At 38.2% G+C, this 7,012-nt stretch carries 8 protein-coding genes; 6 read left to right on the plus strand and 2 right to left on the minus strand.

The features are described 5' to 3' along the window. The first annotated feature begins 28 nt into the window (after positions 1-28). From DFR58_RS07345 to DFR58_RS07375, 6 genes are all read left to right on the plus strand, one after another. Positions 29-1,072, plus strand: coding sequence for a substrate-binding domain-containing protein (locus DFR58_RS07345; protein ID WP_114297163.1), 1,044 nt, complete (start codon positions 29-31; stop codon positions 1,070-1,072). A gap of 600 nt (positions 1,073-1,672) precedes the next feature. Further along, a complete protein-coding gene (locus tag DFR58_RS22605; protein WP_114297164.1) occupies positions 1,673-1,942 on the plus strand; it encodes a GIY-YIG nuclease family protein in 270 nt (89 codons plus the stop codon). A gap of 337 nt (positions 1,943-2,279) precedes the next feature. After that, positions 2,280-2,732: a GNAT family N-acetyltransferase gene (locus tag DFR58_RS07360; protein WP_114297165.1), complete on the plus strand. Its 453-nt coding sequence runs from the start codon at positions 2,280-2,282 to the stop codon at positions 2,730-2,732. A gap of 149 nt (positions 2,733-2,881) precedes the next feature. Continuing rightward, positions 2,882-3,067, plus strand: coding sequence for a hypothetical protein (locus DFR58_RS07365; RefSeq protein WP_114297166.1), 186 nt, complete (start codon positions 2,882-2,884; stop codon positions 3,065-3,067). Next, the gene (locus DFR58_RS07370) at positions 3,064-3,372 is read left to right on the plus strand and encodes a type II toxin-antitoxin system RelE/ParE family toxin (protein ID WP_114297167.1); all 309 of its coding nucleotides are present in this window, start codon (positions 3,064-3,066) and stop codon (positions 3,370-3,372) included. The genes DFR58_RS07365 and DFR58_RS07370 overlap by 4 nt, the downstream gene beginning before the upstream one ends. 390 nt (positions 3,373-3,762) lie before the next feature. Further along, positions 3,763-4,305, plus strand: coding sequence for a ClbS/DfsB family four-helix bundle protein (locus tag DFR58_RS07375; protein ID WP_114297168.1), 543 nt, complete (start codon positions 3,763-3,765; stop codon positions 4,303-4,305). A 123-nt stretch (positions 4,306-4,428) separates the two neighbouring features. On the opposite strand, the gene DFR58_RS07380 is transcribed toward DFR58_RS07375, so the two are convergent. Together DFR58_RS07380 and DFR58_RS07385 are read right to left on the minus strand one after the other, a co-directional pair. After that, positions 4,429-4,746: a hypothetical protein gene (locus tag DFR58_RS07380; RefSeq protein WP_114297169.1), complete on the minus strand. Its 318-nt coding sequence runs from the start codon at positions 4,744-4,746 to the stop codon at positions 4,429-4,431. Positions 4,747-5,012: 266 nt separating this feature from the next. Then, positions 5,013-6,722 carry an IS1634 family transposase gene (locus DFR58_RS07385; protein ID WP_114297170.1) on the minus strand — a complete coding sequence of 570 codons (1,710 nt, stop codon included), beginning with the start codon at positions 6,720-6,722 and terminating at the stop codon, positions 5,013-5,015. Positions 6,723-7,012: the final 290 nt, after the last annotated feature.

Here is a 7,012-nt window from a genome sequence, read left to right on the forward strand (position 1 = left end):
TATTAAATAGAACTTAGGAGGAATTACCATGTTCGTTAAAACAGGAAGAGGTATCACGATGCTGCTTGTAATCGTGATGACACTCGCAATTGGGCTTATTGGATGTACATCGGAAACAGCAGCCCCTAAAGAAACAACGACGGGCGCAAAAGCGGCAGCCGAGGTAATGGCGGGTTTTGCAGGATCACCCACGGATGAGTACTATATGTGTACTTTCTATCAGGGGGCTGACTATTGGAAGGGCGTTTTCATAGGCTTTAAACAAGCTGGAGATGCTTTGGGAGTAAAGACTTTTTATATGGGCTGTGACGATGGTGATGCTGCAAAGCAGGTTGCAGTTTTTGAACAGATTGTTGCTAAAAAGCCAAAGGGGATCGCGCTTTCACCAACAGTTGCAGACGCTTTTGTTGAACCAATCAACAAGGCAATGGAAGCAGGTATTGCGGTGTCATGCTTTGCTTCAGATTCACCGGATAGCAAAAGAATCACCTGGATAACTTCGGATGATTATCGGGCAGGCGGAGAAGCGGCTGATTTCTGTGCGAAAGCATTAGGTGGAAAGGGTAAAATCGGTATCCTTGAAAGGCCGGCTCAGAATAACCATGCAGCCCGTATTGACGGATTTGAAGCAAGAATTAAAGAAAAATATCCTGATATGAAGGTAGTCGCACGTGGTCAAGCGGAAGGCGACCAGACTAAGGCGGCATCTTTAACATCAGCAATGATACAGGCAAACCCTGACCTTGCCTTAATGTATTGTTCAGCAGGCATGGAAGGTATGGGAGCAGGAACGGCAGTTAAAGAAGCAAAAACAAACGCAAAGGTATTTTGCTACGATGCAGATCCCGCAGTAATCGACATGGTTAAAGATGGAACTATATTAGCATGTATGCATCCTAATACAGTTAACCAAGGATTCTGGTCCATGATGGCTCTTATGACTTACAACAAAGGCATAATTAACCCAATCAGTGACTGGAAGCAAGCCGGAAGATCACCTATATTCCCAATGATGAACAATGGTCTTGATATCGTAACAAAAGACAATGGCGATGCATTCTACGTTAAATAAAAGGACTAAACTTAAATTAAATCTTCTAAATAAAATGTGCCAGATTCGTCAAAATACGGGTCTGGCATATTTATATTATGGATAGGATAACCTTAAATTTTAGAGGTTGTAGAGGTGAATATTTTTTAGTGTATCGTGTGACGGGTGGCCACAGGGCAATCGCATTTAAAATTTTCGAAGTTTGCCAGTTGACCGTCATCCTGAGCGAATAGCGAAGGATCTCAGCGCTACAGTAAAGAATATGTGTGTTTGCCAGTTGACCGTCATCCTGAGCGAATAGCGAAGGATCTCAGTGCTACAGTAAAGAATATGTGTGTTTGCCAGTTGACCGTCATCCTGAGCGAATAGCGAAGGATCTCAGTGCTACAGTAAAGAATATGTGTGTTTGCCAGTTGACCGTCATCCTGAGCGAATAGCGAAGGATCTCAGTGCTACAGTAAAGAATATGTGTGTTTGCCAGTTGACCGTCATCCTGAGCGAACAGCGAAGGATCTCTGTGCTACAGTAAAGAATACCTGTAAAAGTACGATATATACACTGAAGAATAGACATCAGAAGTGGTATAAATGTATATTAGACACGGAATAACTAGAGAAAGTAATATTAACCAACAAATTAAATACTGTTCTTTACACAGGTGTAACCAACGATCTAGTAAGAAGGACATTTGAACATAAAGAAAAAATGGTTGAGGGTTTTACAAAAAAATATAATGTTAACAAGCTTGTATATTATGAGATATTTAGTGATATTAAATCGGCAATACAAAGGGAAAAGCAAATTAAAGGAATTACTCGACAAAAGAAAATCAACCTAATAAATATTATGAACAAGGACTGGAAAGACTTATACCGAGATATTTGCGGGTAAAAATGAAATTTTTATAGCGAGAGCTAAGAATCTTGCTGTAGTGAATAGATCCTTCGCTAGTCGCTCAGGATGACGGTGCCGGGGTTTCTATATGCGTATTAATTATAATGCGATTGCCCTGCGCGTAGCCAAGGTGTCTATTGAAATGTAACGACAAAAACGCTACTATGTTATATAGAAGGAAGAGTTAATCCTGGCGTAAAAAAGGGCTGAGGAAATCCTTTCACAACTAGGTATGCCTATGTCCACAGCGATAGATATATTTATCTGATGCGGATTTATTTAAAAAGTAATGAAAATGTGCTTGATAAACGGGATTTTGATGGGGGCTTTCTATATGAGATACGAATATACAGATGGTTCTGATACAGACTTTATACTATTATGTAACGAACTGGATGAATTTTTAAACAAATTGGTTGGGGGAGAAGAAAATCGCTCACAATATATTCCATATAACCGATTAGATGACATTCATAATATTGTTATGGTGTACGATAAAAGCAAGCCTATAGGTTGCGCGAGCTTTAAGCATTATGACACTGAAACGGCGGAAGTAAAACGTGTTTTCATTAAGGAGGAATACCGGGGGAAAGGTATTTCAAAAAAACTGATGGAATTACTGGAGCAGAGGGCAAAGAAGCAAGGCTATAAAAAATTTGTATTGGAATCTGGTGAACCGTTGATTGCCGCAATGATATTATATAGAAGCACTGGCTATTATGAAATACCAAATTTCGGGGATTACAAGGATATGCCGGATTCTATCTGTATGGAGAAAGTGTTATAAATCCGATTGATGGCTTAGTAGCGGATAATAAGCGATAATCAAAATTAAGGTGATTATTGTAGACAGTTTGCTAAGAAAAAACAATCGTTAAAAACATCGTGTAAACCATGCCTGTTTATGCTATACTATAACAAAGGAGAGTGTAAATCATGTCAAAGAACGATGTTATTAATATGCTGATGAAACTGCCTGATGAAATGATGTTTGATGAAGAGGTTTTAATGGACGCACTGTATAATGCATATTTAAAAGCTGGAATTAACGCCGGGCTTGCCGATGTTAAATCAGGACGGACATACACTCAGGAGCAAGTTGAGGACATGTTTTGCCGATGACATACAGTATATATTGGTCCAAACAAGCAATCGAAAGCCTTGATTCCATCAAGGCATACATATCACAAGTTTCTTCGTCTAAAGCCCAAAAAGTAGTGAGTGATTTGGTTATTTATGCAAGACAACTTGAAAAATTCCCGTTTTTGGGTACTACAGACGAACGCTTCGGTGATAATAGATTGCGAAAACTTATACAAGGTGAATATTTTTTAGTGTATCGTGTGACGGATAGTCAAATAGAGATTATAGACGTTTTCAGCGGCAGGCAGGATTTTCAGGCAAGATTGATCCAAAAACACTGTTGAAGTGTGCCATAGGTAAAATCGAAAATAGGGTGAAAAATGTTTGTATTAGCACAGGTGGCCGCAGGCGGCGGGGCAATGGGACAGAAGCAAAATAAATTTATAAAATCAAATATATGACAAGGGAGGCTGTAACGGCCTCCCTTGTTTCATGAATAATTTACTTATTACAAATTATGGGCTATAATTAACATTAGAATTAAGCATGAAATTAAAGTAGCTTAAGGGGGAATATGAAAGAGAAAGTTATTCTTGAAAAGATAAAAGACTATGCGGCACAAGCCATACAGTTCAAAAACATACAAGATAAAATATGACATGCTGTTGTCATCTTATATCTGCTACAATGAATTAAGCGAAAGAAAATCATCGGATTTCAGGAGGAATTAACTTATGGGCAGACCAACTACCAAACCGGATTTAATCAAGGCGGCAAACGAACAGTTTAATAATATGTGGGAACTCATTGATTCCATGACAGACGATGAGCGGAGCGCGGCCTTTAGCTTTGGTGACATCTCTAATAAGAAGGAGGCGCACTGGAAGCGTGATAAAAATCTGCGAGACGTGCTTGTTCACTTGTATGAATGGCATCAGCTACTGCTTAATTGGGTTAATGCCAACCAGAACGGGGAAGCAAAGTCATTTTTACCCGAGCCTTATAACTGGAAAACATACCCTCAAATGAATGTGGAATTTTGGGAGAAGCATCAGTCTACTCCATATGAGAATTCAAAGGAAATGCTTTGCGACAGCCATAAGAAGGTATTGAATTTGATCGAACGGTTCTCAAATGACGAGCTGTTTGAGAAGGAGCACTTTTTGTGGACGGGAACGTCAAGTCTAGGGTCTTACTGCGCTTCCGCAACGTCCAGTCATTACGATTGGGCAATAAAAAAGATTAAAGCGCACATCAAAGCATACAGGAGAAAGTAAAAGCTGCAAAAAAAGCTTAAACAGGGTAGCTGTGCCGAAACATTGCTCAAATACCCTGCTTTTATCGCGCTAAGCTATATAGTTTAGGTTTTGATATATCAGATAACGGAGGATGTCTTTCAGCTATGAAAGATCAAAAGAATCTGCAAGCCTGTTAAGCCTGTCTTTTTTTGCCTCCTCGCTATATTCCTCACCCTCTTTAATTCTTGAGCCTATGGCTGCTTTTTCTACCACACCTGCCATGATGAAGCTCCTTATTTCACCGCTGCTTTCAGACAGGCCAAATTGAGCCTTTAAGGACTCGAGCTTTTCTTCGTCCTCAAGATCTGTGATATCAACATTTAGAGACAGCCCTTCGCCGGACAGTACGAAGCTTCCCTTGAAGCTGTATTCATCCTCTGTTATGCTCAGGTTGGAAACCAGCAAATCCCTTAGATCCATAAATAATACCCCCTTAAAATTGACAGCATATTCTGATTCATTATACATTTTATACCCTTAAGTAATAGTTTTATAACAGAAAGTAAAAAATACTTAAAAAAAGCCTTAAAAAAATATATAAATTACTTTCATATAACTCTTGCATTAATGTCTAAAGGGTGCTATAACTTTTCTTTTGCAGTAAAACGAGATAAAAAGAGCCCGAATTCTTTGGTATATAAGGATTATCGGGCTTTTGTGTTTTGCAAAAAACCATAGCGAATTTTTCATTTTTTTGTGTTTGCTAAAATATTTTTTATCTCTCCGATACTTCGTACTCTTTTTGATAAATCAATGGCGAATTCATTACCGATTTCTTTTAAAACGTCATCATAATAATCAAAAAGATAGTGGTTTGACTGTAAATGAGTACATTCACATTTCTTCAAACTCTCTAGCAGTTGTGAAATGGTGTAACGGTGCCCCATCTTCATCTCCAGGATTCTTGCAATAACAAGTGCTATAAAGCAAGTGAGAAAATGTGCCTGAATGTGATCTTCTCTTGAAACATATACAGGGCGGGCTTCAAGATCGCTTTTTGTAACCCGGAAAGATTCCTCGATTCTCCAAAGCCCCCTGTACATATCAATGATTTTGTCTGCGGTTTCTTCATGTTCACTTGTAACAATGGCATAATAGCCATCAAGAGCTTCTTCTTCCTTCAGCCTTTCCAAATCAAGCACTAAGGCTTTTGCTGTAGTCAATATTTCACCGGTTTCTTTATCAAAATCGATATTTTTAACATACCCTGCTGCACCGTGCGAAGTTGCTCTTGTATATTTACCAGGATTGGCTATCAAATCCTGTGCTTTTGTAATAGCGGCTGCACGCTCCGCTTTTGCCCTCTTATCATATTTTTCACTGTAAAAGATAACCTGCTTTTCATGTACCGTTTTTTTCAGCTTTTTACCGTTGGTGGCTGTTACCTGGATAGTTCTTGGATAAAGCCTTGATTTTCTTTTGTACTCTTTTCCTAGCCATTCGTAGCCGTCCTCATTGAGGACATACTCTTTCAATTCTTTATCTGCTCCACGTATAGACATACTAAAAACATATCCGTCTTTCGCGGATAAGGTATACCATATGTTATCACCGGTGGTCATACCTTTATCTGCCACAACGACTACCTTACCCAAATCATATTCTTTTTTAATACGTGAAAGATTTGGGCGGTATGTCAGGCAGTCATGAGTGTTTCCGGGAAACAACTGAAATGTAATTGGAATCCCGTTGTTATCAATAAATAGACCCATTTGGACGATTGGGTTTGGTCTATGCTCCTTTGAAGGCCCTTTCTTTTTAAAATCATCTGTTTTATCCGTTTCAAAATAGTAGTTTGTTACATCGTAATAAACCAGACTGGAATCACGTCCATAGGATTGCTTGATTCTTTCATTGAGCCAGAGCTGGAGGTTGCTGCTTTGCTTGTTAAAAAACGAAAGAGAGCGGTAAACATCATCAAGAGTATAATTGGTTTTATCAAAGTAGCTGTCTCTGCCCTCAAAGGTTTTCTTTTTTGAAGCAGGAGCAAGTAACCTTGAGAAAGTAAGAAGCTTCATAATGTTATTTGTATCGAATTCTATGTTTGAACTGCGTTGACGGCTTACAAGGAACTTATTAATTTCAAGTTCGTGATAAATGCTGCTTAATACTACATGCCCAAAATTTTTTCTGTAAGTAGTATTGGGTGAAATTTTATCTTCATGGCTGAACGTAAATGTGAGAGGGGCCCTGCGTTCAGCTTTTTCCTCCTTAAGCCTTTGAACTTTCTGAGTGAAAAAAGCAATAGGGTCATCATATTGTTTTTCCAAATCATCTAAATATCCAAGTTTTTCGATGGTTATCTGTCTTGAATATCCTTTTTGTTTATCATAATATCCATCAACTATGGAGAGATAAACTCTACCGGTTTTTTGCGGTGTTTTCTTAAGATACATATGCTTACCATCCTTTGCGATATATACCTATTATATCATAATACGTAATAATACGCTATACATTTTTACAATTATTTTAAAATAAAAATAGCTTGAAATAATAGATTTAACTATGTTTCAAGCTCTAACGATTAATATGTAACTGCAAAAGAGTGGAGAAAGTAAAAAATACTTAAAAAAAGCCTTAAAAAAATAGGTGGGCGGTCAAAGTAAATGCAACCATTGACAGAGTAACTGGAACTGGGTAGCATTTAGTTATTCCGAAGATGGTTAGAAAAAGATTTAAAACA

Origin of the sequence: Anaerobacterium chartisolvens (assembly GCF_003337415.1) — a bacterium.
Classification (GTDB): domain Bacteria; phylum Bacillota; class Clostridia; order Acetivibrionales; family DSM-27016; genus Anaerobacterium; species Anaerobacterium chartisolvens.

Coding starts and splice junctions, on each gene's coding strand:
- DFR58_RS07375 (WP_114297168.1), top strand. CDS start 3,763: ATGGGCAGACCAACTACCAAACCGGATTTAATCAAGGCGGCAAACGAA.
- DFR58_RS07345 (WP_114297163.1), top strand. CDS start 29: ATGTTCGTTAAAACAGGAAGAGGTATCACGATGCTGCTTGTAATCGTG.
- DFR58_RS07380 (WP_114297169.1), bottom strand. CDS start 4,746: ATGGATCTAAGGGATTTGCTGGTTTCCAACCTGAGCATAACAGAGGAT.
- DFR58_RS07370 (WP_114297167.1), top strand. CDS start 3,064: ATGACATACAGTATATATTGGTCCAAACAAGCAATCGAAAGCCTTGAT.
- DFR58_RS07360 (WP_114297165.1), top strand. CDS start 2,280: ATGAGATACGAATATACAGATGGTTCTGATACAGACTTTATACTATTA.
- DFR58_RS07365 (WP_114297166.1), top strand. CDS start 2,882: ATGTCAAAGAACGATGTTATTAATATGCTGATGAAACTGCCTGATGAA.
- DFR58_RS07385 (WP_114297170.1), bottom strand. CDS start 6,722: ATGTATCTTAAGAAAACACCGCAAAAAACCGGTAGAGTTTATCTCTCC.